At 69.5% G+C, this 25,524-nt stretch carries 23 protein-coding genes; 15 read left to right on the top strand and 8 right to left on the bottom strand.

The genetic code is table 11. The features are described from left to right. Nucleotides 1-70: 70 nt before the first annotated feature. On the bottom strand, nt 71-994 hold the full coding sequence (locus tag V5F74_RS11055) for a LysR family transcriptional regulator (RefSeq protein WP_394008016.1): 924 nt from the start codon (nt 992-994) through the stop codon (nt 71-73). A 103-nt stretch (nt 995-1,097) separates the two neighbouring features. Here V5F74_RS11055 and V5F74_RS11050 point away from each other — a divergent pair, with 103 nt between their 5' ends. The 3 genes from V5F74_RS11050 to V5F74_RS11040 all read left to right on the top strand — a co-directional run bounded on the left by V5F74_RS11050 (nt 1,098) and on the right by V5F74_RS11040 (nt 4,510). After that, nucleotides 1,098-2,270, top strand: a complete 1,173-nt coding sequence (locus tag V5F74_RS11050; RefSeq protein ID WP_394008014.1) for an MFS transporter — start codon at nt 1,098-1,100, stop codon at nt 2,268-2,270. 199 nt (nt 2,271-2,469) lie between these two features. After that, nucleotides 2,470-3,147 (top strand): response regulator transcription factor, encoded by a 678-nt coding sequence (locus tag V5F74_RS11045; protein ID WP_024278151.1) that lies wholly within the window; start codon nt 2,470-2,472, stop codon nt 3,145-3,147. Nucleotides 3,148-3,157: 10 nt separating this feature from the next. Beyond that, nucleotides 3,158-4,510, top strand: a complete 1,353-nt coding sequence (locus V5F74_RS11040) for a sensor histidine kinase (RefSeq protein ID WP_394008011.1) — start codon at nt 3,158-3,160, stop codon at nt 4,508-4,510. A gap of 4 nt (nt 4,511-4,514) precedes the next feature. Here V5F74_RS11040 and V5F74_RS11035 read toward each other — a convergent pair whose 3' ends face one another. Genes V5F74_RS11035 through V5F74_RS11010 form a run of 6 tightly spaced genes read right to left on the bottom strand, consistent with a single transcriptional unit; the run spans nt 4,515 to nt 9,451 of the window. Then, nucleotides 4,515-5,177 (bottom strand): class I SAM-dependent methyltransferase, encoded by a 663-nt coding sequence (locus V5F74_RS11035; RefSeq protein ID WP_029554930.1) that lies wholly within the window; start codon nt 5,175-5,177, stop codon nt 4,515-4,517. After that, entirely contained in the window at nt 5,177-5,848 is a 672-nt protein-coding gene (locus tag V5F74_RS11030; protein ID WP_394008009.1) for a tetratricopeptide repeat protein, read from the bottom strand. The genes V5F74_RS11035 and V5F74_RS11030 overlap by 1 nt, the downstream gene beginning before the upstream one ends. 43 nt (nt 5,849-5,891) lie before the next feature. Beyond that, nucleotides 5,892-6,704 carry an SDR family NAD(P)-dependent oxidoreductase gene (locus V5F74_RS11025; protein ID WP_394008007.1) on the bottom strand — a complete coding sequence of 271 codons (813 nt, stop codon included), beginning with the start codon at nt 6,702-6,704 and terminating at the stop codon, nt 5,892-5,894. Continuing rightward, nucleotides 6,694-7,362, bottom strand: a complete 669-nt coding sequence (locus tag V5F74_RS11020) for a TenA family transcriptional regulator (protein ID WP_029554933.1) — start codon at nt 7,360-7,362, stop codon at nt 6,694-6,696. The genes V5F74_RS11025 and V5F74_RS11020 overlap by 11 nt, the downstream gene beginning before the upstream one ends. A gap of 36 nt (nt 7,363-7,398) precedes the next feature. Further along, on the bottom strand, nt 7,399-8,850 hold the full coding sequence (locus tag V5F74_RS11015; protein ID WP_394008005.1) for an AMP-binding protein: 1,452 nt from the start codon (nt 8,848-8,850) through the stop codon (nt 7,399-7,401). Next, nucleotides 8,834-9,451, bottom strand: a complete 618-nt coding sequence (locus V5F74_RS11010) for a thermostable hemolysin (RefSeq protein WP_394008003.1) — start codon at nt 9,449-9,451, stop codon at nt 8,834-8,836. The genes V5F74_RS11015 and V5F74_RS11010 overlap by 17 nt, the downstream gene beginning before the upstream one ends. A 352-nt stretch (nt 9,452-9,803) precedes the next feature. Here V5F74_RS11010 and V5F74_RS11005 point away from each other — a divergent pair, with 352 nt between their 5' ends. The 7 genes from V5F74_RS11005 (at nt 9,804) to cls (ending at nt 18,227) form a co-directional block, all read left to right on the top strand. Next, the gene (locus V5F74_RS11005; RefSeq protein ID WP_250166276.1) at nt 9,804-10,775 is read left to right on the top strand and encodes an ABC transporter substrate-binding protein; all 972 of its coding nucleotides are present in this window, start codon (nt 9,804-9,806) and stop codon (nt 10,773-10,775) included. A 10-nt stretch (nt 10,776-10,785) separates the two neighbouring features. Continuing rightward, nucleotides 10,786-11,607 carry an ABC transporter permease gene (locus V5F74_RS11000; RefSeq protein WP_029554937.1) on the top strand — a complete coding sequence of 274 codons (822 nt, stop codon included), beginning with the start codon at nt 10,786-10,788 and terminating at the stop codon, nt 11,605-11,607. Between the two features lie 8 nt (nt 11,608-11,615). Next, entirely contained in the window at nt 11,616-12,473 is an 858-nt protein-coding gene (locus V5F74_RS10995; RefSeq protein ID WP_081837380.1) for an ABC transporter ATP-binding protein, read from the top strand. Between the two features lie 77 nt (nt 12,474-12,550). Beyond that, nucleotides 12,551-14,428 (top strand): sensor histidine kinase, encoded by a 1,878-nt coding sequence (locus V5F74_RS10990; protein ID WP_394008000.1) that lies wholly within the window; start codon nt 12,551-12,553, stop codon nt 14,426-14,428. Then, nucleotides 14,418-15,791, top strand: coding sequence for a sigma-54-dependent transcriptional regulator (locus tag V5F74_RS10985; RefSeq protein ID WP_394007998.1), 1,374 nt, complete (start codon nt 14,418-14,420; stop codon nt 15,789-15,791). Before V5F74_RS10990 ends, V5F74_RS10985 begins: the two co-directional genes overlap by 11 nt. A 16-nt stretch (nt 15,792-15,807) precedes the next feature. Further along, nucleotides 15,808-16,653, top strand: a complete 846-nt coding sequence (locus V5F74_RS10980; protein WP_394007996.1) for a BKACE family enzyme — start codon at nt 15,808-15,810, stop codon at nt 16,651-16,653. 128 nt (nt 16,654-16,781) lie between these two features. Further along, nucleotides 16,782-18,227, top strand: a complete 1,446-nt coding sequence (gene cls / locus V5F74_RS10975; protein ID WP_394007994.1) for a cardiolipin synthase — start codon at nt 16,782-16,784, stop codon at nt 18,225-18,227. A gap of 49 nt (nt 18,228-18,276) precedes the next feature. Here the strand turns inward: cls and V5F74_RS10970 are convergent, their stop codons facing one another. Next, the gene (locus V5F74_RS10970) at nt 18,277-18,795 is read right to left on the bottom strand and encodes a MarR family winged helix-turn-helix transcriptional regulator (RefSeq protein ID WP_024278137.1); all 519 of its coding nucleotides are present in this window, start codon (nt 18,793-18,795) and stop codon (nt 18,277-18,279) included. Nucleotides 18,796-18,934: 139 nt separating this feature from the next. On the opposite strand from V5F74_RS10970, the gene V5F74_RS10965 reads away from it, so the two are divergent. The 5 genes from V5F74_RS10965 to V5F74_RS10945 are packed head-to-tail and all read left to right on the top strand — an operon-like array spanning nt 18,935 to nt 25,497. Further along, nucleotides 18,935-20,212 (top strand): amidohydrolase/deacetylase family metallohydrolase, encoded by a 1,278-nt coding sequence (locus V5F74_RS10965; RefSeq protein WP_029554942.1) that lies wholly within the window; start codon nt 18,935-18,937, stop codon nt 20,210-20,212. Beyond that, complete coding sequence (locus V5F74_RS10960) at nt 20,209-21,072, top strand: alpha/beta hydrolase (RefSeq protein WP_394007991.1); 864 nt, start codon at nt 20,209-20,211, stop codon at nt 21,070-21,072. The genes V5F74_RS10965 and V5F74_RS10960 overlap by 4 nt, the downstream gene beginning before the upstream one ends. Next, the gene (locus tag V5F74_RS10955) at nt 21,069-23,426 is read left to right on the top strand and encodes a xanthine dehydrogenase family protein molybdopterin-binding subunit (RefSeq protein WP_394007989.1); all 2,358 of its coding nucleotides are present in this window, start codon (nt 21,069-21,071) and stop codon (nt 23,424-23,426) included. The genes V5F74_RS10960 and V5F74_RS10955 overlap by 4 nt, the downstream gene beginning before the upstream one ends. Further along, a complete protein-coding gene (locus V5F74_RS10950) occupies nt 23,423-24,286 on the top strand; it encodes an FAD binding domain-containing protein (protein WP_394007987.1) in 864 nt (287 codons plus the stop codon). The genes V5F74_RS10955 and V5F74_RS10950 overlap by 4 nt, the downstream gene beginning before the upstream one ends. Further along, nucleotides 24,283-25,497 (top strand): xanthine dehydrogenase family Fe-S subunit, encoded by a 1,215-nt coding sequence (locus tag V5F74_RS10945; protein ID WP_394007985.1) that lies wholly within the window; start codon nt 24,283-24,285, stop codon nt 25,495-25,497. Before V5F74_RS10950 ends, V5F74_RS10945 begins: the two co-directional genes overlap by 4 nt. Nucleotides 25,498-25,524 lie beyond the last annotated feature (27 nt).

The following is a 25,524-nucleotide window of genomic DNA, read 5'->3' as shown; positions in this document are numbered from 1 at the left end:
CCGAGGCGGCGAGATGAGCCGGAACGCGGCCGGCGCACAAGAGGCGCGCGCGGTGGGCTTTGGGATCGCGTCACGTCCCCGGATGGGCGCCGCGGAGCTTTTCGGCGAGGAAATCCACGAAGACGCGCACGCGGGCCGGCGTGTTGGCGCCACCCACGAACACCGCGTGGATGCTTTCCTTGTCCTGCGGGTTGAACGTTTCGAGCAGCGGTACCAATGCGCCGCTGGCGAATTCGCCGCGCGCATTGGCTTCATCGATGTGGAAATTGCCGACGCGGGTGATGCCCACGCCCTGCGCGGCGAGCTGCACCAGCGTCTCGCCGTTGTTGGCGGTGATGTTGCCCTTCACCTCCAACATGTAGTCGCGCCCGTCCTCGCGGAACGGCCAGCCGGGCTCGATGCGGCGGAAGCTGAAATCGAGGCAGTTGTGATGAGCGAGGTCGGCCGGCACGCGGGGCGTGCCGTGGCGGGCGAGATAGGACGGCGCGGCGATGACGGTGCGCCCGGTCTCGCCGAGGCGGCGGGCGGTCAGCGGGCTGTCGGCGAGGGGGCCGAAGCGGATGGCCACGTCCACCCGCCCGCCGAGCACGTCGGCGATCTCGTCGCTCAGCTCCATCTCCACCTCGATATCCGGATAGCGCGCCACGAATTCGCCGAGCAGCGGCACGATGACGAGGCGGCCATGGGCCATGGAGGCGCTGACGCGGATACGGCCGCGCGGATTGGCGCGATCAGCCAGCGCCGCCTCCGTCTCGTCGATGTCCGCAAGGATGCGCCGGGCAGCGCGGGCATAGGCCTCGCCTTCTGCCGTGAGGCGCAGCTGCCGGGTGGTCCGCACCATCAGGCGCACGCCGAGCCTCGCCTCGATGCGGGCCAGGATGCGGCTCACAGCCGAGGGGGTGAGCCCCAGCTCGCGGGCCGCCCCGGAGAGGCTGCCGGCACACGCAACCTTGAGGAACGCGGCCATCTCTCCGGTCCGGTCGGGGCGGTCCATTCGTGACTCCGGCGCACAGATGCTGGTCTCGGATGCTCTCTATTGCCGCACTGCAATGTCAACCATATTCCGGGACAACTCGATCTGCCCCGGAGTTCCTCCCATGAAGATCAACCTGCCGCTGGTGGCGCTCGCCATCGGCGCCTTCGGCATCGGCGTCACAGAATTCTCCCCCATGGGGATGCTGCCGATCATCGCCACGGACCTCGGCGTCTCTATTCCCGCCGCCGGCCTGCTGGTCAGCGCCTATGCCTTCGGCGTGCTGGTCACCGCGCCCATCATGACGCTGGCCTTCGCCAGCATGCCCCGGCGCCGCCTGCTGGTGCTCTCCATGGGCATCTTCACCGTGGGCAACCTCATCTCCGCCTTCGCTGACAGCTACTGGATGCTGCTCGCCGGTCGCATCGTCACCTCGTTCAACCACGGCGCCTTCTTCGGCGTCGGCGCGGTGGTGGCGGCGAGCGTGGTGCCGGCGCATAAGCGCGCCGGAGCGGTCGCGGCCATGTTCTCGGGCCTCACCATCGCCACCATCGGCGGCGTGCCGCTCGCGGCGTGGGTGGGCGAGGCCATCGGCTGGCGCGCGGCCTTCTTCGGCATCGCCGTCATCGGCGCCGTCGCCATGGTGGCGGTGCGCCTCTCCCTTCCTCCGCTCAAGGTTCAGGGCGAGAGCGACATGCGCGCGGAACTCAAGGTGCTCATGCGCGGCCCGGTGCTCGCCGCGCTGTTGCTGACGGTGGTCAGCTCCAGCGCCATGTTCACGGTCTTCACCTATATCGCGCCGATCCTGCAGGTGGAGACCGGCGCCGCCTCCGGCTTCGTCACCGCCATGCTGGTGGTCTACGGGCTGGGTCTCGCGCTGGGCAACTGGCTGGGCGGGCGCTTCGCCGACCGCTCGCTCGACGGCACGCTCATCGGCTCGCTGACGGCGGTGGCGGTGCTCCTCGTGCTGTTCGTGCCGGGCATGCACTCGCACCTCGCTACGGTGCCGCTGGTCTTCCTCTGGGGCATCGCCAGTTTCGCCCTCGTGCCGCCGCTCCAGATGCGGGTGGTGCACGAGGCGGCCGAAGCGCCGCACCTGGCCTCGGCCATGAACATCGGCGCCTTCAACCTCGGCAATGCGCTGGGCGCGGCGCTGGGCGGCGCGGTGATCGATGCCGGCCTCGGCTATCCCGCCGTCTCCCTCGCCGGTGCGGGCACCGCCCTCGCGGGCCTCGCCTTCACCCTGCTGCTGCGGCGGGGCCGCCGGGGGCTCGAAGCCGCGCCCGCCCGGGGCTGAAGACCAAGGGATGGCCGCTACGGAAGCGGCCATCCTTTCCCCAACGGAAAAGACCGGCGCCGGAATCGTCCGCTGCGCGCGGAAGGAACGCGCCCCCTCCGTATCATCCCGAGGGGGACCGGCGTGGCCGTGGAAATGCCTTAGTGCAGCGCATGGTGGTGCCGTGCACCCTCAGGCGCACCACTTCCCCGGACGGCCGATGCGCGTTCTCATTCTCGAAGACAATTCCCGCTTGCGGGCGCTGACGGCCGGAGCCCTGCGCGCCGCCGGCTTCGCCACCGACGCCTTCGAGACCCTCGCCGACGCCCGCGCAGCCGCCGAGACCACCGCCTATGACTGCATCGTGCTCGACCTCGGCTTGCCGGACGGCGACGGCATGGATCTGCTGGAAGCGCTGCGCCGGCGCGGCTCCTCGACGCCGGTACTGCTGCTGACGGCGCGGGACGACAAGGCCTCCGTGGTGCAGGGCCTCAACCGGGGTGCCGACGACTATCTGCGCAAGCCGTTCGACGTGGACGAGCTGATCGCCCGCATCCGCGCCTTGCTGCGCCGTCCGGGCACCGCCTTCCAGACGGTCCTTGCGGAAGGCAACATCGCCCTCGATCCCTCCGAGCGGCGCGCCGTGGTGGATGGCACGGCCATCGACTTCAGCCGCCGCGAGGTGGGCGCGCTGGAGATGCTGATGCGCTCCTCCGGGCGGGTGGTGCAGAAGTCCGCGCTTGAGGAAGCGCTCTACGGCTATGACGAGGAAGTCAGCGTCAACGCCATCGAGGTGCTGGTGCACCGGCTGCGCAAGAAGCTCTCCGGCGCCGGCGCCAACCGGGAGATCGTGACCCTGCGCGGCATCGGCTATCTGCTGGCGGAGCCGCGGGCATGAGGCAGGAGCCTTGAAAATCCTGCCCCGCGACGTGTTCGGCCGGCTGGTGCTGGGCCTCGTGGGGGTGAGCCTCGTCGCGGTGGCGGTTGGCGCGTTCTATCTCTACACGCGCTTCCACAACACCCATTCGCTGTTCTTCGAGGGCACGCTGCAAGCCTTCATCGGCGACATCGCCGACGACATCCATGTCGTCGACGGCAAGCTGACCGCCAATGTGGATGCCACCACTCGCAAACGCATCGCGGACGAATCCGGCCGCTACGTCGTGCTGGATGAAAAGGGCGACATCGTCGCCGCCTCCCCCGGCGTGACGGAGCGCTTCACCTCGTTCCGCACAGTTCGCCCGCTCTATTTCTGGATTCCCCGGCAGGCGGAGGAAGGCGAATATTACGGCCTCTCGGCCCGCATTCCCGATGTACCGGTGCCGGTCTATGTGCAGCTGATGTTCCCCAAGGGGCACATCATCTTCGAGTCGGTGCTGCACGAATTCATGAAGGATATCGCCTGGATCTGGCTGCCCTTCCTGCTCGCCATTCTCGCGGTCAACGTCATCGTCGTGCGTATCGCCCTCTCCCCCCTCTCGCAGACGGTGGAGGAGGCGCGCGCGATCCAGCCCGGCGGGCCGGCGACGCTCACCGAGAAGGGGCTGCCGGACGATCTTCTGGCGCTGGTGCGCACGGTGAACGCCGCCTTTGAGCGGCTGAGGGAGGCCCATCGCCTTCAGGAGGAGTTCGTCGCCGACATGGCGCACGAGCTGCGCACGCCGCTTGCCGTGATGAAGGCCGAGTTGGCGACCATGAAGGACCCGCACGCCCGCATCCTCGAACACGACCTCGGCGCCATGGAGCGTCTGGTGGAGCAGTTGCTCGACCGCGCGCGGGTCTGCCGCTTCAATCTCGAACCCGGCAAGATCGTGGACCTGAGGGAGGTGGCGCGCGAAGCCTCCGCCTTCCTCGCGCCCCGCATCGTCGGCCGGGGCCGGATGATCGAGGTGATCGCGCCGGATGTCCCCGTCCTCGTGGCCGGCGGGCGGGACGACGTGTTCCGGGCAGTGCGCAATCTGGTCGAGAACGCCCTTGAGCATACGCCGGAAAAGGGGCTGATCTCGGTGGAGATCACCGGCGAGCCGGCCATCGTCGTGCGCGATCAGGGACCGGGCTTTCCCGCGCAGGTGCTCGACCGCGAGGCGAGGCGCAGCGGGCGGGTGCGCAGCGAGCGCCGGGAGGGGGTGGGCCTTGGCCTCTCCATCGTGGAGCGCACCATGATGGCGCACGGTGGCGACCTCACCTTGTCCAACGATCCCGGCCCGGGCGGCCGCGCCATCATGCGCTTTCCCGATGCCGGCTGGCTGCCGGCGGCCTGACCGCTCACGCGGCCCGTGCGACGGCGACCAGCCCCTCGACCCCGAACGGCAGCCGGTGGGCAACGACGCGGATATCCGCATCGCGGAATCCGCCTTCGACGAGGAGGCGCCGCAGCCCGGCCGCGTCATAGGTCCGGTGGGTATCCGCGCCGGCGAACGGCCAGCGCGCCATGGTCGATCGGTCCGTCACGTAGAGCACCGCGCGCCCGCCGGGCTTCAGCACCCGCCGGATCTCGGACGCCGCGGCGCCCCCCGCATCGAAGAAATAGGCGACATTGACGGCGAGCACCCCGTCGAAGCTCGCACCGGCCCACGGCAGAGCGCGGAAGTCCCCCTCCCTCAACTCCACCTGACCGCCCGCGACGGCACCGCGATTGCGAGACGCCGCGAGCCGGAGCATGGCCGGCGAGCCCTCGATGCCGGCCACATGGCCACCCGGCACGCACTCCGCCAATGCCGCGATGCCGGCGCCGGGCCCGAAGCCGATTTCCAGCACGCGGTCCCGCTGCGCGGGGCGAAGGGCCCCGATGGCCAGCCGGTAAGGCGCGCGATTGGCGAGCGACATCGCTCGCCCCACCAGCACGCCCCCTCCCCCCTCGGGGTGGGCGAGCTGGTGGCCGAGCCAGCGCCACAGGGGGGCGACGCCCGCGGAGGCGATGTTCGCCATCAGTGCTTGGCCTTGATCTGTTCGAGCTTCTCGGTGATGACCAGCCGGCGGTTCTCGTCCCACACCTTCCGGTCTGCGCGCACGGGAATGGCGAGCGCGTGGATGAAGGCCTCGCGGGCCTTCCCATACTCGCCCTGGGTCATCAGGAAATCGCCGTAGAAATACCAGGCGTCGAGCCCGTCCGGCGCGGTCCTGGTGGCCTGTTCCAGCAGCGCCCGCGCCTTCGCCTTGTCGCCGAACGCTACGGGAAACCCCGGCACCCGGTAGTAGAGCACGCCGAGGCTGGTGGGCGCGCCGGCATCGAGCACGGTGGGGTTCATCTTGTAGGCCTTCTCCAGCGTGTCGCGGGCGCGGGAGGCGAGCGACAGCGCCGAGATGGGATTGACCAGGGAGGCGCGCTCGCTGGTGACGATGCCGTCCCAGATCAGCACCTCCACCCGGTCAGGATATTTGGCGGCGAGGCTGTCGGCATCGGCGCCGAGGGCGGTCATCTCGTCGGTCTGCTTTTCGCCTTCCGGCACGGTGAACTTGATGGTCTCCCATCGGGTCTGGATCTGCTTCACCTGCCCGAGCACGGGGTCGTCGGCGGGGGCGGAAGCGGCCGGTGCCGCATGGGCCGAAACGGCGAAAGTGGCGGAGAGGAGAGCGCCGAGGAAGAGGGTTGCGCGCATGGTGATGTCCTTGGTGTGCAATGCGTGGATGTGATCCGTCGGCTCAGGCGCCGGAGCGCGCGAGGGACCGGTCAATCAGCTTCGGGAACAGGCGCTGGAGCAGCACGAACAGGCGCTCGGGGCCGGCGGGATAGACAGCATCGCGGCCCGCATCCACCGCCCGCCAGATGTGGGCGGCGACCTTCTCCGGCGTATCGAGGCGCATGCCGGTCCGGACGATGAGGTCACTGAAGGCCACCGCCGCATCGGTCTGCGTCGCCCGCGGCGCCGCGTAGGTGACGGCAATGCCGCGCGCCTTCCATTCCCGCCGCAGCGCACTGGAATAGCCGCGCAGGGCGAACTTGGAGGCGGAATAGGCGGCAAAGCCGGGATAGGCGATGTCGCCGAACACCGAGCCCACGTTCACCACCCGCGACGGACGGGCGGCGGCCAGCAGCGGGGCGAGGTCCCGCGTCAGCGCCATGGGGGCGAGGACGTTGGTGCGGAACAGATTTTCCAGCGCTGCGTCGGCCATCTGCTCCACATCGCCGCCATCCACGCGGCCTGCATTGTTGAACAGCAGGTCGAGCCGGCCCCAGGCCTGCTTCAGCCCGGCGGCGATGCGGGCGCGGTCCTCCGCGCGGGTGAGATCGGCCGGGATGACGATGGGGCGGGCGGAGGGCGGCAGCGCCGCCGCCGTCTCCTCCAGCGCCGCGGCGCGGCGGCCGCACACCGCCACGAACATGCCACGCCGGCCGGCCTCCAGCGCCAGCGCCCGGCCGATGCCGGAGCCGCCGCCGGTGACGAGCACGCACTTCACCTCGCGCGGCAAGCCCGTGCGGGGAGCGCCCTGGTCCGACATGTCCTCACGCCGCACGGCTCAGCTCCGCGCGAGCGCCAAGCTCGCGGAAGATGTCGCCGTAGAGGCGATGGAACATCCTGGAATGGTCGATGATGATGTCCTGAACCGCCGTATCCTCGATGCCGTTCACCAGCGCGCGGAAGAAGGCCACGTGCGCCTGATCGAGGCTGCCGTGGGAGGTGAGGTAGGAGAAGCCGGCGCCGCCCGCGCTCCCGAACGTCTTGGCCAGCGTCGCCGCGAGCTGGTCGGCGAGCAGCACCGACATGCCCTCCAGCACATGCACACTGCCGAGCATGGCATAGGGGCTCACATGCTCGATGGCGTAATAGGTGAAGCCCACCATCACGCGGCAGGCCTGCCCCGGCTGGCCGGTGCGCACCGCCTCGGCATCGCCGCCCATGGCGCGGATGTCGTCGAGGATCCATTTCTCGTGCCCGCGCTCCTCCTCCATGTATTCGAGGAGGGCTGCCTGATAGCGCTCGTCCGTGGTGCGGGAGGCGGCCAGCGCCAGCAGCGGGAAGGTGTGCTTCACGTGGTGGTAGGCCTCGGTCAGGAAGGCCAGATAGAGTTCGCGCGTGCCGCCCGTGCGGGGCGCGTTGGCGACGAGGGGAATGGCGAGGAAGCTCTCGCGCGCCGCCGCGGTCTCACGGGTCAGGCGTTCATGGAAGCTCATGGCCGATGCCTTTCTGATGATGGCCGGGAAGGGGTGTCAGAGGGTCACGGCCACGTCGGCAGCGAGCAGATCGTGCGCCACGCGACGGCGGATGCGGCCGTTGTCGGTGAACAGGCCCGCGGCCCGGGCGGGAGCCATTTCGATGACGCGCACACGGGCCGGCCGCGCATAGGGCGGCAGCCCCGCGCAGGCGGCGGAGATGCGCGCCTCCACCGCCGCGCGGCCCGCATGGGCGAACCATTCGGCCGCGGGGGGAACCGGCACCACCAGAGCCGCGAGGCCCTCAGGATCCGCCGCGACGGCGCAGGCGGCGATGAAGGGATCGGCGAGGAGGGTCGTCTCGACCCATTCGGGACTGACGTTGCGCCCAAGCGGCGTGACGATGAGATTGTCCTTGCGGCCGGAGATCGTCAGCCGGCCGTCCGCGTCCAGCGCCACCAGATCGCCCGTCGGCCATGGCCGGAGGGCGGGCGCGCCGCGCAGATAGCCGTCCGTGACGCACGGCCCGTCCACGTGCAGCTCCCCATCGACAACGGCGAGGGTCAGGCCCGGCAGCGGCTCGCCCACGGTGCCGGCCACGCGCCGGCCCGGCCGGTTCACCGCCACCACCGAGCAGCATTCGGACAGGCCGTAGCCTTCGTGCACGGGAATGCCGAGGTTCCATGCCGCCTCCGCCACCTGGGGCGGAACGGCGGCGCCGCCGACAGCGACGAAGCGCAGGCTGTCCGGGGCGCGGGCCCGCGCGGCAGCAAGCTCCACCACCCAGAGCCGGAGCAGCTCGGGCACCAGCACGCCGGTGGTCGGCTGATGGCGGGCGAACGCCTCGGCGATGCCGGTGACCGCACCGCGGCCGATTCGCTCCGAGACGGGGGTGTCGAAATGCACGCTGCCGCCCACGAGGGCCGGGATAAACAGAGCGCAGATGTTCTCCAGCAGCAAAGAGAGCGGAAGCACGGAGAGATAGGTGTCGTCCTCCCGCGCGCCGATGGCTTCCGCCAGCGCGGCGGCGGACCAGCCCACCTGCCCGCTCTCGTGCCGCACGCCCTTGGGCTGGCCGGTGCTGCCGGAGGTGTAGATGAGCGTGCCGTAGCCCGCGCGGAAGGCCGGCGCGGCGCCCGGCGCGCCGGTCACGGTGACCGGCTGACAGGCGACGCCTTCCGGTACAGCCCCCTCCCCGCCCGGCGCGACGAGGATCAGCTCGATGCCCGCATCGCGCACCACATGGGCGATCTGGGCCGGGCTGAAGAAGCCGGGCAGCGGAACGGCGATGCGCCCAGATGCCACCAATGCGAGCTGAGCCACGGCATAGGCTCGCCCGTTCGGCAGGAGCAGCCCGACCACCCGCGCGGCCGGGGGAAGCCCGGCGACGAGGCGCGCCGCATCGGCCAGCAGCCCGGCGCGGGTGATGGCGCCATCCGGATCGGTGAAGGCGACGCGGTCCGGTGCCCGGCGGGCATGGCCCGCCACGGCCTCAAAGAATGTCTGCATGGTGCAGCACCCGGCCGGCGTCTGACGGAATGCAAACGGAAGCCGTCTGCGTCCGGCGATAGGCGGCGAGCATGTCCACGCCGCACACGCCGAAGACCTTCGGCTCGGTCTCGTAATAGCGCCCCCAGACCTCGGGATGAGCGACGCGGGCGGGATCGGCATCGCCGAGATAGATCGGCGACAGGCCGCGCCGCCGCACCAGCAGGCTCAGGCGGCGGGTGAGGGTGAAGAAGCACCAGGACAGGCCGTTGGCGCCACCGAAGGCCACGATATCGGCGATGAACGGCACGAGGTCGTGCGGTGCGCCGCTGGCCAGCGTCGTCACCTCATAAACATCGGCGCGCCGGAGCCTGCGGCCGGTGGCGTGGGAGAGCGCGGCTTCCACCGGCATATCCAGATAAAGCTCGGAGAAGAAGCCGTCTTCGGCGAGGCGCAGACCGGCGGCGCACAGGATCTCGCCCGCCGCATTCCGTCGGCACAGAAGCCGCTCGGCAAACGTGCCGACGTGAGCGCCGTACTCGCGGGCATAGACCGATCGGATGAAAGCTTCGACCTCGGCGCGCTCGGCGTCGCCGGGTTCAACAATATGTGCAGATCCCATGTCCGCTCGTCCGTCCGCTCGTGCGTTGATTGCTCTGTCACGGACGTTGCAAGGCTGAGCTTACGCCTCGCTTACAGGCGAGCGGTCAGGGCGGGGAGAATTTGAGGCGGTTTCGGGGCACCGGAAGGCCCTCGCGCCACGAGAGGAGGCCGGCGCCCCGCGGCGAACTTCCGCCGTGCTCGCACCCCAGGTGGCGGATTTCCGCCACCCCATGCGGACGAGCTTGGAAAACATTTTGTTATTTCAATGAGTAAGGCCAGACCCGCGCATTCCGCAGGGGTGGCATGCGCGGTGCAAGGGCGGGAGCATCATCCGAACCGGCACCAATGCCGGACTCCCTGGGAGAAACGCCGTGCTGAAACGACTTCGCATCACCGCCACCCTTGTGTCCGCTGTCCTGATGTCCGCTGTCGCAGCGGGGGCGGTCTCGGCGCAGGAGACGGTGCGGGTGGGCAACCTCAAGCTCGCCCATTTCGCCGGCGTCTCCTACATGAAGGAGATCGCGCCGAGCTGCGGGATCAACATCGACCTCAAGCTCTTCCCCAAGGGTCCGGACGTGATGCAGGCGATCCTCGCCGGCGAGCTGGACGTGGGCGCCACCGCCTCCGAGGCCGCCATCTCCGGCCGTGGCAACGGCGCGCCCATCTACATCGTCGGCGGCTTCGCCAGCGGCGGCGCGCGTCTCCTCGCGACGCCCGATAGTGGCATCAAGTCTGTGCCGGACATGAAGGGCAAGCGCGTGGGCGTCACCCGCGGCTCCATCCAGGAAGTGCTGCTGGCCGCTGAATTGGGCAAGAACGGCATGTCCGCCAAGGACATCACCATCGTCTATCTCGGCTATCCCGACCTCAACCAGGCGCTGCTGCAGAAGCAGGTGGACGCCATCATGCAGACCGAGCCCCAGTCCGCGCAGGCCATCGCCCGCGGCTTCGGCGTGGAAGTGCTGAAGCCCTACGACACGCCCATCGGCTCGCCCATCCGCACGCTGGTGATGAGCGAGAAGTTCTACAAGGAACACCCCGAGACGGCGAAGAAGCTGATGGACTGCTTCGTGAAGGCGCAGAAGACCTTCATGAACGACCCCAAGGCCGCCGAGAAGTTCGTGACGCAGGACGTGTTCAAGGGCCAGCTGACGGGCGAGGAATTCCAGGAAGCCCTCGCCAACTCGCCCTACTCCCTCGACATGAGCGCCGACCACATCCAGAAGACCACGGACGTGATGGCCAAGTACGGCGTCGGCAAGATGTCCGCCCCCGCCAAGGCCGAGGATTGGGTGAAGCTCGACCTGCTCAATGCCGCCAAGGCGTCCAACGGCGTCAAGTGAGGGCGGCCCCATGAATATCTCGCGCTTCAAGGCGCTCGGCGAGGGGCTGCTCGTGCCCGTCGCCGTGTTGCTCCTCTGGCAGGTGGCCTGCTCCGCAGGCTGGGTGAACCCCATGGTCCTGCCCTCCCCCGCCGCCGTCGCGGCGCGCTGGTGGAGCTATCTTGCTCCACTGGAAGCCTATGATCCGGCAACGGAAAGCTGGATCGCGTGGATCTTCTCAGGCGAATTGATCCACGATTCCCTCGCCAGCCTCTCGCGCGTGGTGATGGGATTTGCCGTGGGCGCTGGCCTCGCGCTGCCGCTGGGCCTGTTCATGGGCACGAGCGATTCCATCTATCGCTATGTCAATCCGCTGATGCAGCTGCTGCGGCCCATCCCGCCCATCGCTTACATCCCGCTTTCGATCCTGTGGTTCGGCCTCGGCAACGCGCCGGCGGTGTTCCTCATCGCCATCGGCGCCTTCTTCCCGGTGCTGATGAACACCATCGCCGGTGTTCGGCACGTGGACAGCATCTACATCCGCGCCGCCCGCAGCCTCGGGGCGAGCCGCCTCACCATCTTCCGGCGGGTGATCCTGCCGGCGGCCACGCCCTACATCCTGTCGGGTGCGCGCATCGGCATCGGCACCGCCTTCATCGTGGTGATCGTGGCCGAGATGATCGCCGTCAACAACGGCCTCGGCTTCCGCATTCTGGAGGCGCGGGAATACTTCTGGTCGGACAAGATCATCGCGGGAATGCTGACCATCGGTCTTATCGGCCTCGCCATCGATCTCGCCGTCAGCCGCCTGAACAATCATCTGCTGCGCTGGCATCGCGGCCTGGAATCGTGAGGACCGACATGCCCATCGCAGCTCCCCTCGCGGCCAGCCCCGCCCCCTCCCCCGCCGCACTCGCGCACGCTGCCCGGCCGCACATCGTGGTCTCGGGTGTCGACAAGCGCTTCGTCATTCCAGGCGGCGAGATCGTCGCCCTGAAGGACATCGACCTCACCATCAATGAGGGCGAGTTCGTGTGCCTGCTCGGCCCCTCGGGCTGCGGCAAGTCCACCCTGCTCAACGCCATCGCCGGCTTTTCCGCCCCCACCACCGGCACCATCACGGTGGACGGCCGCGCGGTGAAGGACCCCGGGCCGGACCGGGGCATGGTGTTTCAGGAATACGCCCTGTTCCCGTGGATGACGGTGGCGCAGAACATCGCCTTCGGGCTTGAGATCAAGGGCATGAGCCGCGCCCAGATCGAGCCCAAGGTGAACGAGCTGCTCGCCATGCTGAAGCTCGCGGAGTTCCGCGACCGCTTCCCGAAAGACCTCTCCGGCGGCATGCGCCAGCGCGTGGCCATCGCCCGCGTGCTGGCCCTCGACAGCCCGGTGATGCTGATGGACGAGCCGTTCGGCGCGCTCGACGCCCTCACCCGCCGCTCGCTGCAGGATGAACTCATCCGCATCTGGTCGGCGACGGGCAAGACCATCGTCTTCGTCACCCACTCCATCGAAGAGTCCATCTATCTGGCGGACCGCATCGTCGTGCTCACCTACCGGCCGGGCACCATCAAGCGGGACATCAAGGTGGAGCTGCCGCGCCCGCGGGATTCGGCTTCAACCGCCTTCAACGAGCTGAAGCGGGAATTGTCCGCCCTCGTCACCGCCGAGCAGCACCGCTTCGAGGAGGTGGAGGTCAAAGGCTTGACCACCGACTGAGGGCGGACCAGCATCCCCGCGACATGGCCGGGCCGCGCGAGGCCCGGCCGCACCACCTTGAGGACGCGGAATTTTCCATGCGATCGAACCGCATCACGGCCCTCGGTGCCGTGCTGTCCGCCGTGCTGGCGGCGGCTGCGGTGTTCGCCGTTCTCGAAGCCGGAGAGATGGCCGAGGCACGGGTGGGCGAGCGCCTCGCATCGGATGCGCGCCACCGGGCGGAAATCTATGCCCAGAGCCTCGAAGGTGTCATCGAGCGCTTCGGCTACCTGCCCACCGCCGCCGCCCTCGACGACAATGTGAAGCGCCTCCTCGCCACCCCGCATGACACCGAACAGCTGGCGCAGGTGAACGCCTACCTGGAAACGCTGAACCGCGCCGCGGGCGGCACCGTGCTCTATCTGCTGGCGCCCGGCGGCATCACCATCGCCGCGTCCAACTGGAACACGCCGCAAACCTATGTGGGCGCGGATTTCAGCTATCGCCCCTATTATACCGAGGCCATCGCAGGCCAGACCGGCCGCTTCTATGCGGTGGGCACGCTCACCGGCGTCCCCGGCTATTTCATCAGCGCGCCGGTGATGGTGGACGGCAAGGTGGCCGGCGTGGTGGCGACCAAGGTCAATCTCGACCCGCTGGAAGCCGTCTGGCACGAGGCCGCCGATACCGTTCTGGTGGCGGACGGGCACGGCATCGTCTTCCTCGCCTCAGACCCGAAGTTCAAGTTCCGCTCCCTCCGGCCCATCGATGCCACCGCCGCCGCCGAGATCGCGAAGACCCGCCAATATGGCCACAAGTCCTATCCCCTGCTGCGCATGGGGCAGGCACAGGACGAAGGCGGCCTGAAGGTGCTCTCCGGCTCCGACCTGAGCCCCGCCGGCCTCGTCATCCGCGATGAGAAGGACCTGCCGACCTACGACTGGCGGCTCCTTCTCTTCACCGATGCCGCACCGGTGGTGCTCGCGGGACGTTCCGCGCGCATCGGCATGACGCTGGCGCTGGTCATTCTCGGCCTTATCGGCCTTTACTGGCGCCAGCATCTCAGGCGGGCGCGCGAAAGCCTCGCCGCGCAGGCGGCACTCGCGGCTGCCCATCGGGAACTGGAAGGCAAGGTCGCCGAACGCACCGCCGACCTCTCCGCCGCCAACACCCGCCTTGCCGCCGAGATCGAGGAGCGGCGCCGCGCCGAGAACGACCTGCGCGCCGCCCAGGACGAGCTGGTGCAGGCTGCCAAGATGGCCACCCTCGGCCAGATGGCGGCCGGCGTGACCCACGAACTGAACCAGCCGCTCACCGCGCTCCGGGCGCTGGCCGACAACACCGCCAAGCTGCTCCAGCACGGACGCGAGGAGGATGCGGAGGCGAACCTCGCCCGCATCGCCGCGCTGGTGGATCGCCTCGGCAAGATCACCGGCCAGTTGCGCGCCTTCGCCCGCCGCACGTCCAGCGAGAAGGGGCCGGTGGACGCAGCCGCCGTGCTGGCGGAAAGCCTCGCCATCCTCGCCCCGCGCCTTCGGGCGTCCGGGGCGCGCGTCGTCAGCGCACTGGACCCCGACGCCACGCAGGTGATGTTCGAGCCAATCCGCCTCAGCCAGGTGCTGGTGAACCTCGTGGGCAATGCCCTCGACGCGGTAAAGGGACGGCCGGAGGCAATGGTCCGCATCGCTTCCCATCGCGACGGCAGCCGCATCGTGCTGACCGTGGAGGACAACGGGCCGGGCCTCGCGGAGGGGGCAGCGGCGCGCATCTTCGACCCCTTCTTCACCACCAAGCCGGCGGGTGAGGGGCTGGGGCTCGGCCTGCCCATCTCGCTCGCCATCGCCCGCGATTTCGGCGCCACCCTCGTCGCCCGCAATCGGGTGGAAGGCGGCACCGCGTTCGATCTCGTCATGGACGCGGCCGAGGCCGAAGAGCACCTGACCTATCCCGCGGAGCCGCTGCGCCATGTTTCCTGAACGCGCCTTCTCCGCCGAGGCCGAAGCGCCCCGCCACGCCAACCGCCCCCGGGTGCTGCTGGTGGACGATGAGGAGATGATCCGCCTCTCCATCGAGCAGACCTTGGACCTCGCCGGCATCGACGTGACCGCCTTCGGAAGCGCCGAAGCCGCTTTGCCCGCCATCGGCCGGGACTATCCCGGCATCGTCGTCACCGACGTGCGCCTGCCCGCGCGCGATGGGCTGGAGCTTCTGGCGGATATCCGCCGCCGCGATCCGGAGCTGCCGGTGGTGCTCATTACTGGCCATGGGGATGTGGCCATGGCGGTCAGCGCCATGCGGGAAGGCGCCTACGACTTCATCGAGAAGCCGTTCGTGAGCGACGCCTTCGTGGAGGTGGTGAAGCGGGCGCTGGAGAAGCGTGCCCTCGTGCTCGAAAACCGGCGCCTGCGCACGGCACTCGACCGGGGCGATGCCATCGAGCGGCATCTCGTCGGCCAGTCGGCGGCCATGCGGCGGCTGCGGGACGACATCGCCCAGCTCGCCTCCACCAGCGCCGACGTGCTGGTGCTGGGCGAGACCGGCGCCGGCAAGGAGCAGGTCGCCCGCGCGCTGCACGAGGGGGGCGCGCGGCGCGACAAGCCGTTCGTTGCGGTCAATTGCGGTGCCATCCCCGAGAGCATGTTCGAAAGCGAGATGTTCGGCCACGAGGCCGGCGCCTTCACCGGGGCCGGCAAGCGGCGCATCGGCAAGATCGAGCATGCCTCCGGCGGCACCCTCTTCCTCGACGAGGTGGAGAGCATGCCGCTCGCCATGCAGGTGAAGCTGCTGCGGGTGCTGCAGGACCGGCGCATCGAGCGCCTCGGCTCCAACACGCCGGTGCCGGTGGACCTGCGGGTCATCGCCGCGACCAAGGAAGACCTCGGCGCGCTGGCCGATGCCGGCGGCTTCCGGAAAGACCTGTTCTTCCGCCTCGACGTGGTGAAGCTCGCCCTCCCGCCCCTGCGCGAGCGGCGGGAGGACATCCCGCTTTTGTTCGAGCTGTTCCTGGTGCAGGCGGCGGTGAAGTATCAGCGCCCGGTGGTGGAAGTGCCCCCTTCGCTCCGGCGGGCGTTAATGCTCTCCGACTGGCCGGGCAATGTGCGCGAGTTGAAGAACGCCGCCGAGCGCCACATGCTGGGCTTCCTCGCCCCCGACTTCACCGGCGGCGCGGCCGCCGCCCCGAGCCTCAACGAATTGCTGGACCGGGTGGAGCGCCTCGTCATCGAGGATGCGCTGAAAGCCTCCGGCAACCGCGTCTCCGCTGCCGCGCTCGCCCTCAACATTCCCCGCAAGACCCTTCACGACCGCATGAAGCGGCTGGGCCTCACCACCACCGACTGACACATCCGGACCGTTCATGACCGCTACCGCCCCCGCCGAGGCCCTCCTCTGGCCGCCCCTCGTCATCGCCAACGCACCCAATGGCGCGACCCGCACCAAGGCGGACCACCCGGCTTTGCCCATGACCGCCGCCGAGCTGGCGCGCAACGCGGCCGAGATCGTCGAGGCGGGCGCCGCCCTCATCCACATCCATGTGCGCGACTCCGAGGGCCGCCATCTCCTGGATGCGGACGCCTATCGCGAGGCCACCGCCGCCATCCGGCGCGAGGTGGGGGACAGGCTGGTGGTGCAGGCGACGTCCGAAGCGGCGGGGCGCTACAAGGCGCCGGAGCAGATCGCCGTGGTCCGCGCCCTGCGGCCGGAGGCAGTCTCCCTCGCCTTGCGCGAGATCATCCCGGATGAAGCGCACGAGGCTGCTGCCGCCGACTTCTTCGCCTGGCTGCGGCGCGAGCGCATCCTGGTTCAGATCATCCTCTATTCGCCGGAGGAGGTGTTACGCTATCACACGCTGAAGGGGCGCGGCGTGCTGGGCGAGGGGGAGGACTTCCCGCTCTTCGTCCTCGGCCGCTACACCAGCGGGCAGGTCTCCACGCCGGCCGATCTGGTGCCCTTCCTCGCCGCCGGCACGCCGCCGCGGCTGTGGGCCATGTGCGCCTTCGGGCCGAAGGAGAACGCCTGCGCCACCGTCGCTGCCGGCCTGGTCGGGCATGTGCGGGTGGGTTTCGAGAACAATCTCTTCGCGCCGGACGGTACGATGGCGGAGAACAATGCCGCGCAGGTGCGGCGCGCGGCAGGAGGCGCACGGCTGCTCAACCGCCCGCTCGCCACGGCCGATGTGGTGCGCGGGCTCTACAACGCCTGACGGCGTTCGCGCAGGCGGCGAAGATGCAGGCGTCTTGCGATACGCATTTTCTTCATGCGAACCGGAATCCACTTCGCTTGAAAATGCTCTAGAACGGCAGCGCTCCTCTCACCGGGCGTGCCGCCGACATGCAAGACTCCGCCGTCCTCGCCTGGGTGTTCTACGCCGCCCACCTCAGCCTGCAGATCATCTTCGTCATCCGCGCGCTGCTGCGCCCCCATCGCGAGCCCGCCTCGCGCATGGCGTGGGTGCTGGTGATCCTGCTGGCGCCGGTGGTGGGCATGCTCGCCTACGTCCTGTTCGGCGAGGTCAATCTGGGCCGCAAGGCGGTGGAAAGCCTGCGCGCGGCGGTGGCCGCCCTGCCGCCTGCGGAGGGTGTCGCCGGCCCCTCGGCGGAGGCGGAACTTCCCGAGCGCCACGTGCCGCTGTTCCGGGTCGGCCAGTCGGTGAACCACTTCCTGCCTGTGGCGGGAAACCGCGCCGAGCTGCTACCGGATTCCGCCTCTGCCATTGCGTCCATGGTCAAGGACATCGACGCCGCGCGGCAGAGCGTCCACGTGCTCTTCTACATCTGGCTCGACGATGCGAGCGGACGCTCGGTGATGGAGGCGCTGAAGCGCGCGGCGGCGCGGGGCGTCACCTGCCGGGCGATGGCGGATGATCTCGGCTCCCGCGCCCTCATCCGCTCCCCCTTTTGGCGGGATATGGCGGCGGCAGGCGTGCGGCTCGCCACGGCCCTGCCCATCGGCAACCCGCTGCTGCGCCCGTTCAAGGGCCGCATCGACCTGCGCAATCACCGCAAGATCGTGGTCATCGACAACACCATCACCTATTGCGGCAGCCAGAACTGCGCCGACGCCGCCTTCGCGGTGAAGGCGAAGTTCGCCCCCTGGGTGGATGTCATGGCGCGCTTCGAGGGGCCGGTGGTGCGGCAGAACCAGCACCTGTTCGCCAGCAACTGGATGGCGCAGGTGGAGGAAGACCTCGCCCCCCTCTTCGCCGAGCCCCTGCCGACGCCGCAGCCCGGCTTCATCGCGCAGGTGATCGGGTCCGGGGCGGGCGTGCGCTACTCGGCCATGCCGGAGATGTTCGTGGCGCTGATGAATGCGGCGCGGCGCGACCTCGTCATCACCACGCCCTATTACGTGCCGGACGAGCCGCTTCAGGCGGCGCTGTGCTCCGCCGCCCGGCGCGGGGTGGCGACCACCATCGTGTTTCCGAAGCGCAACGACAGCTGGATCGTCGCCGCCGCAAGCCGCAGCTATTACCACGAGCTGCTGGAGGCAGGCGTCGAGATCCGGGAATATGTCGGCGGCCTGCTCCACGCCAAGACGCTGACCCTCGACGGCGAAGTGACCCTGATCGGCTCGGCCAACATCGACCGCCGCAGCTTCGAGCTGAATGCGGAAAACAACATCCTCCTCTACGACCCCACCTTCACCCGGACCCTGCGGGCGCGCCAGCAGGTGTTCCTGGATGCCGCGACGCCGGTGACGCAGGACGATGCGGACGCCTTCAGCGCGCCCCGCCGCCTGTGGAACAACACCATCGCCATGCTCGGCCCGGTGCTGTAGGCGCTGCCGATTTTCCAGTCGCCCATTTCTTAGGCGCCAACGACCGAAATCAGAGCAGATCGGACGAGGCCTGCCGCCCGCCGTGGGCCGCGACGATTTTCTTCATGGCTTCAATGAATTGCCGACGCTCCTCGGGCGCCAGCATCTCCACCGTCACCGCATGGGCGCGGCGGGCGCCGGCCTCCATCTCCTCCAGCATGCGGCGTCCCTCCTCGGTGAGCGAGCAGCTTTGCGAGCGGCGGTCAGTGGCCGACGTGCCGCGCCGCACGAGGCCCCGCGCCTCAAGGCGCTTCAACGCTCCGGTGGTGGTGGTGCGATCCAGCGCGACGATGCGCGACAGGGTGGTCTGGTCCGCCTCGGTCCGGTCCGCGAGCGCCGACAGCAGGCTGTATTGCACCGGCGTCACCCCGAACGGAGCACACAGCTCAGAAAACAGGCTGACATGGATCTGATGCACCCGGCGCGCGAGGAAGCCGGGGCGGTCGGCAAGCGGCCAATCCTCATGCATCCCAGCCTCGGGCTCCACCGTGGAGCCCTTTGATTTTTCACGCGATCTCGTCACGTCCATCCCCTCCGGCGCGCGGCGCCGCTCTCGAAAAATTGATCTAAATCAAAACTGGCACGCGCCCTGCATTTGAAAAATGCGACGTATGCTTCGCTTTTCCAAGGCGGTCCCGAGACCGCACATGCATGGACGGAGACCCCTGATGGCTGAACCCGCCGGCTACGATATCCTCCTCAAGGGCGGACATGTCATCTGCCCCGCCACCGGCATCAACGGCATCCGCGACGTGGCCGTCCGCGACGGGCGTATCGCCGCAGTGGAGGAGACGATCCTCCCGTCGAGCGCCACCGAGACCATCGACGTTTCCGGCAAGCTGGTGCTGCCGGGCATGATCGACACCCACGGCCACATCTACCAGTACGTGACCGGCCGCTTCGGCCTGAACCCGGACATGGTGGGCGTGCATTCCGGCGTCACCACGGTGATCGACCAGGGCGGCCCTTCCTGCATGACGCTGCCGGGCTTCCGCAAGTTCATCGTCGAGCCTTCCGACACCCGCATCTACGCCTTCCTCTCCGCCTATCTCGTGGGCGGCCTAGAGGGCCATTACTACCCCAACCTCTACAGCCCGGATTGCGTGGACATCGACGCCACCGTGCGCTCGGCCATCGCCAACCGCGACCTCGTGCGCGGCATCAAGGGCCACGCCGAGATCGGCGGCTTCGCCCGCTGGGGTATCAAGGTGATGGAAATGGCGGCTGAAATCGCCCGCCGCGCCGAAATCCCGCTCTATGTCCATTTCGGAACGCTCTGGGGCTTGCCGGAGAGCGGCGCCAACGGCGAGGATGCCGACACGATCCTCGAGCGGGTCATCCCGCTTCTGAAGGAGGGCGACGTACTGGCCCATCCCTTCACCCGCCATCCCGGCGGCTTCGTGAACCAGCAGGGCGAGGTCCATCACGTCATCCAGGCGGCGCTCGACCGTGGACTGAAGGTGGACGTGGGCCACGGCAGCCACTTCTCCTACCGCCTCGCGAAGAAGGCCATCGCCGCCGGCGTCGTGCCCCACACGCTGGGTGCCGACATGCACGGCTACAACACCCATGTCCCCGCCCCCGCCGGCACGCCGGAGGAGCATTATGACGACGAGAACCACCCCTTCAAGGGCCAGGCCCGCTTCAGCCTGACCCAGGCCATGAGCTCCATGATGGCGCTGGGCCTCTCGCTGGAACAGGTGGTGCCCATGGTCACCATCAATCCCGCGAAGATGATCGGCCTGACCGACCGGGTGGGCTCGCTCACCGTGGGCTATGCGGCCGACATCTCGGTGCTGGACGACAATCGCGGCCGCTTCCTGCTGCGCGACAACGAGGACACGAAGGTGGTGGCCGAGCGCCTGCTTACCCCCGCCTTCTGCCTGCGCGCCGGCAAGAAGTTCGATGCCGATGCCGTCATCCTGCCCCGGGCGGTGGCCGCGTGAGCCCGGCATCCGCAGCCGTTCGGCCTGCCCCGCAGGAGGTCTGGGACACCCTGTCCCAGGCCGAGCGGGATGCGGCCTACAACAACAATGCCGCGGTGAAGGACAGCGCGGCATGGGTCGAGGCGCGCGATAAGGCGGCCCCGCTCTTCCGTGCCGCGACGCCCGCCCATCTGGACATTCCCTACGGCTCCGGCGCCCGGCAGAAGCTGGACATCTATCCCGGCACGCCGGGCGCGCCCTGCCTCGTCTTCATCCATGGCGGCTACTGGCAGCGCAACACCCGCGAGGCCTTCGCCCATTATGCGGAAGGCCTCCTCGCCCACGGCTGGTCCGTGGCGATGCCCAGCTACACGCTGGCGCCGCAGGCGCGCCTCGGCGCGATCGTTGACGAGATCGGCGCGGCGCTCGATCTCATCGCCAAAGACGGCGCGCTTTATGGCGTCACCGGCCCGGTGGTGGTCTCCGGCTGGTCGGCGGGCGCGCAGCTCGCAGTGATGCAGCTGGACCATTCCGCCGTCGCCGCCGGCCTCGCCATCTCCGGCGTCTATGAGCTGGCGCCGCTGCGCGACACTTTCCTCAACGCCGCGCTCGATCTCTCGGACGCTGAGATCGCCGGCTGGTCGCCGCTGCGCCACGCCCCGTCGCCGAAGCCGCTGGCCATCGCCTACGGCACGGCGGAAGTGCCGGCGCTGGTGCATGATTCCCGCGCGCTGGCGGCAAAGCGCGTGGCGGCCCATGCGCCCGGCGCGCTGCTGCCCATCCTGGGCGCCAACCACTTCTCCATCCTCGACGAACTGCGCCGCCCCGACGGCCTTCTGGTGCGCGCGGCGCTCGACCTGATGCCGGGAGCCCACGCATGAGCGAACCCCGGTCTCAGGAAGGCGTCGGCGCCCGTCTTCCCCGCAAGGAAGACGATCGGCTGATGCGCGGACGCGGCCAGTTCATCGCCGACATCCGCATGGCGGGGATGCAGGACGTGGCGTTCGTGCGCAGCCCGCTCGCCCATGCGCGCATCCGCGCCATCCATGTGCCGGAGGATCTGAAGGGCCGCGTCTTCACCGCCGCCGATCTCGACGGGGTGAAGCCCATCCGCGCCGTCTCCGGCCTGCCCGGCTTCAAGGTGTCGGAACAGCCCGTGCTTGCCACCGGCAAGGTGCGGCAGGTGGGCGAGCTGATCGCCATGTGCGTCGCCGACACCCGCGCCGAGGCCGAGGACATGGCCGCCCGCGTGGAACTCGACCTGGAAGAGCTGCCCGCGCTCCACGACATGCTGGACGCCCGCAAGCCCGGCGCGACGCTGGTGCATGAGCACTGGGGCGACAACGTCTTTCTCGAAAGCCTCGTGAACATCAACATCGAGGCCGCCTTCGACGCGCCGGTGAAGGTGTCGCGCACCATCTCCACAGCCCGCCAGTGCATGGCGCCCATCGAGGGGCGCGGCACGGTGGTGCATTTCGATCACCGCACCGACCAGCTGGTGGTGCACACCGCCAGCCAGATGCCGCACATCGTCCGCTCGGGCCTCTCCGAATGCCTCGGGCTGGAAGAGGGGCAGATCCGCATCATCTCCCCGGATGTGGGCGGCGGCTTCGGCTACAAGGCCATCCTGCTCAGCGAGGACGTCTGCCTCGGCTGGCTCACGCGGAAGATCGGCCGGCCGGTGCGCTGGCTGGAGGATCGCCGCGAGCACCTGACCGCCAGCGCGAACTGCCGCGAGCATCATTACGAGATCACGCTCTATGCCGAGCGCGACGGCACGCTGCGCGGCATCGACTGCGAGGCGAGCGTGGATAGCGGCGCCTATTCCGCCTATCCCTTCTCCGCGTGCCTTGAAGCCGCGCAGGTGGCGAGCATCCTGCCCGGCCCCTACGATTTCCCGTCCTATCGCTGCCGCACCTGGTCGGTGGCCACCAACAAGTGCCCGATCCTGCCCTATCGTGGCGTGGCGCGCACCGGCGTGTGCTTCGCGCTGGAAGTGGCGCTGGATGCGCTGGCGGCCGAACTCGGCCTCGCGCCGGAAGTGGTGCGGCTGAAGAACCTCGTGCGGCCCGAACAGATGCCGTTCGACAACATCACCAACAAGCATTTCGACAGCGGCAACTACCCTGAGGCGCTGCGGCAGGCGCTGGACGCCATCAAGGCCGATGCGGTTCGCACGCGCCAGCTCGCGGGGGAGCCGGACGGCCGCCGCATCGGCCTTGGCCTCTCCATCTATTGCGAGCAGGCGGCCCACGGCACTTCGGTCTATTCCGGCTGGGGGATTCCCATGGTGCCCGGCCACGAGCAGGCCGGCGCACGCCTCACGCCCGATGGCGGGCTGGAACTGCGCATCGGCGCCCATTCCCACGGCCAGGGGCTGGAGACGACGCTGGCGCAGGTGGCGCACGAAATCCTTGGAATGCCCGTCGCCCGCACCCGCCTCGTCCATGGCGACACGGCCATGACGCCCTATTCCACCGGCAGCTGGGGCTCGCGCGTGATGGTGATGGCCGGCGGCGCCGTGGCCACCGCCTGCACCGAGCTATCCGAGCGCATCCGCCGCATCGGCGCGCACATGCTCCAGGCGCGGCCGGAGGACGTGCGGCTCGAAGCCGGGCGCGTCATCGGCCCGTCGGGCGACGTGACCATTCAGCAGGTGGCGCACACCTGGTATCGCCGCCCGCAGGATCTGCCGGCGGACGTGGACCCGCACGGCCTTGAAGTCACCGCCGGCTACAAGCCGGTGCGCGACAGCGGCACCTTCAGCTACGCCGCCCACGCGGTAGTGGTGGCGGTGGACCCGGACCTCGGCGAGGTGGAGATCCTCGACTACGCCATCGTGGAAGACGGCGGGACGCTGGTGAACCCCATGGTGGTGGACGGCCAGATCATCGGCGGCCTCGCCCAGGGCATCGGCACCGCGCTCTATGAGGAGATGGCGTTCGATGCCTCCGGCCAGCCGCTCGCCTCGACACTGGCGGACTATCTGCTGCCCGGCGCGCCGGAAGTCCCCATGCCCTTTATCGGCCATATGGAAACGCCTTCGCCCTATACCAAGTTCGGCGTGAAGGGCATCGGCGAGGGCGGGGCCATCGCGCCGCCCGCCGCCATCGCCAACGCCATCAACGACGCGCTGCGCCCGCTGGGCGCGGAGATGTTGCGCGCACCCGTGACGCCCCGGCGCATCGTGGAGCAGGTGCTGGCCGTGCGCGCCGGTGAAAGGAGCGCGGCATGAAGCCCGCACCCTTCCGCATCGAGCGCCCGCGCACCATCGCCGACGCTGTCGCGCTCCTCGCCTCGGGCGGAGACGGCGCGAAGGTCATGGCCGGGGGCCAGTCCCTCGGCCCCATGCTCAATCTGCGCCTCGCGACGCCCGACCTCATCGTCGATCTCTCCGGCATCGACGATCTGCGCACCGTGCGCGAAGAGGCCGGGCACATCATCTATGGCGCCCTCGTCACCCACGCGGACGTGGAGGACGGTCGCGCGCCGGACGTGGGCACGAACATCCTGCGGCGCGTGGCCGGCGGCATCGCCTATCGCGCCGTGCGCAACCGCGGCACCATGGGCGGCAGCCTCTCCCACGCGGATCCTGCCGCCGACTGGGTGAACGCCCTGTCCGTGCTCGGTGCCGAAGTTGAGATCGCGGGCCCGGCCGGCGCGCGCCGCCTCCCCATGGGCGCCTTCCTTGCCGGCGCGCTCGCAACGGCGCTCGAGCCGGGCGAAATTCTCGTCGGCGTGCAGGTGCCGAAGGTGCCTGCCACCGCGCGCTTCGGCTATGTGAAGCACTGCCGCAAGGTGGGCGAATTCGCCCACGCCATCGGCGCCGTACTGATCGATCCCGCCACCGGGACCGGCCGCGCGCTGATGGGCGCCATCGACGCGCCGCCCCTCGTCTTCGCCGATGCCGCGCCGCTCTTCGGCGGCCGGATCGATGCCGGTTTCGCCGTCCGCTTCGACGCATCCGCCGCCAATGCCGCGCTCGTCGCCGCCGGCCTGACGGACGCGGTCGACCGCCATGTGCATGTGGAGGTGCTGCGCCGCGCCGCCACGCAGGCCGCCAGCCTCTTCACCGACACGCGGAGCGCCGCATGACCGCTTCGCCAAGGCCCGAGACCCTCGCCATGGGCGCGTCCCGCATGATTTCGCTGACCCTCAACGGCCGCCCCGTGACGGCCGCGGCGGAGGGGCGCACCAACCTCGCCGATTTCGTGCGTGACACGCTGAATCTCACCGGCACCCATCTCGGCTGCGAGCACGGCGTGTGCGGCGCCTGCACCATCCTCGTGGACGGCGAGCCGGCGCGCGCCTGCCTCTCCTTCGCCGGCGCCTGCCAGGGGGCGGATGTCGTCACCATCGAGGGGCTGGACGACGATCCCGTCACCGCCGAGCTGCGCGCCGCCTTCAATCGCGAGCACGCGCTCCAGTGCGGCTTCTGCACGCCGGGCATGCTCGTCTCGGCCCGCGACCTCGTGCTGCGCCTTCCGGAAGCGGACGAGACGCGCATCCGCCTCGGGCTCGCTGGCAATCTCTGCCGCTGCACCGGCTATGCGGGCATCGTGAAGGCGGTGGCCTCCGTCATATCAGCGCGTCGGGCGCAGGGCATCGGCCCGCTGACCGCCGAGCGGCCTCTCGGCCCGGTGGGCGCGCGGGCTGGCGGCGCGGTTTCCGCCGCTTTGCCGACCACCGTCGCGACCGCAGCGGCGCCCTCGGCAACCACCACCGCTCTCGCCGAGGATTTTACCCCCGCCCACAGCTTCGAGCAGAGCTTCGAGGTGCCCTTCCCGCCGGCCGAGGTGTTCGCCTTCTTCGGCCGTATCGAGGAGGTGGCCGCCTGCCTGCCCGGCGCGGTCATCGATGCCATGCCCTCGCCGGAAAACGTGCAGGGCGGGATGCGGGTGAAGCTCGGCCCCATCGCCACCACCTTTCGCGGCAGCGCCCGCATCGGCCGCGACGACGCGACGAAGAGCGGCACCATCCATGGCGCGGGGGCGGACGGGCGCTCGCGCACGGAAGGCCTCATCCGCTATCGCGTGACGGACGGCGCAACACCCGGCACCGCCCGCGTGGTGCTCGACGTGGGTTACACGCTGAAGGGGCCGCTCGCCCAGTTCGGCCGCCCCGGCCTCGTGCGCGAGGTGGCGGGCCGTCTCATCGCCGAGTTCGCAGCCAACCTCGAGGCCCGCCTCGGCGGCACGCAGCCCTCGCCGACGCAGGCGCGCGGCCTCGACCCGCTCAAGCTTCTCATCTCGCTCGTTTCCGATCGCATCGGCCGCCTGTGGCGCCGTGGCGGTCCCACTTCTTGACCCTGACTGCCCTTCTCGAGACTGGAG

The organism is Xanthobacter aminoxidans (assembly GCF_043193615.1).
GTDB lineage: Bacteria > Pseudomonadota > Alphaproteobacteria > Rhizobiales > Xanthobacteraceae > Xanthobacter > Xanthobacter aminoxidans.
Note: the sequence above shows the minus strand (reverse complement) of the source record. Positions and strands in the feature narration are given on the sequence as shown.